Genomic DNA, 709 nt, shown 5'->3' on the forward strand with positions numbered 1-709 from the left:
CGTGTTCCGCTCTCGGTTCCCAAATCGTGTAGCTCTAAAAAACGATTCAGCTTTCGGATCGCCATCTTGTTTCGATGTGCTAGTGCCGCCGCGACTTTATGAGCTCGCGCTGCCACGATCGCATCGTAACCGGCGAACCGCCACAGCGCCGCTCGCTTCTTATCGGCCCACTTTTTTCGGTAACTCTCGAACCGCTGCATTTTCCCCCGACCTTCGATCTGGTCGCCATGCAGCATCACCGTGTCTCCGATGCGAAGCACGTCGCCGGCAAACGTAAAATTTGACTCCGACTCGGTCTGCTGCCGTAACTTTCGACAAAAAAATCGGGCTGGCGTCATGATTGCCACACAAGAAAACAAATTGCTTCTCGGGGTATTCGTTTCGCCACTGCTGTAAGTAGTCCAACGAAAAGTCGACTGCCTCGACTTCGCTGGAAAAACGTGACCATCGGAAATCGAATAGATCGCCCCCCCAAACCACCATCTCGTTACGCTCGATCAACGAAGCGATTTGGGTGTGGTGCTGCTCTGCCGTACTCCGCGTGCTCATCAGATGTAAATCCGAGATGAACACCGCCTGCTTAGGCATTCGATCGTGAGGCCAAACGTAGATCATGTCCGCTGCCTTATTTCCAATTGCGATAACGCTGGATCAATCCATTGGTGGAACTGTCGTGCGACAGCGACGCGTCGCTCGATTGCAACTCCGG

General features: G+C 53.6%; 2 pseudogenes. Both read right to left on the reverse strand.

Annotated features, from left to right (window positions below):
• Positions 1-338, reverse strand: a pseudogene (locus RMSM_RS42630) (hypothetical protein); the annotation flags it as partial.
• 31 nt (positions 339-369) lie between these two features.
• Positions 370-615, reverse strand: a pseudogene (locus RMSM_RS43770) (hypothetical protein); the annotation flags it as partial.
• Between the last annotated feature and the right edge of the window lie 94 nt (positions 616-709).

This window comes from Rhodopirellula maiorica SM1, assembly GCF_000346295.1.
Classification (GTDB): domain Bacteria; phylum Planctomycetota; class Planctomycetia; order Pirellulales; family Pirellulaceae; genus Novipirellula; species Novipirellula maiorica.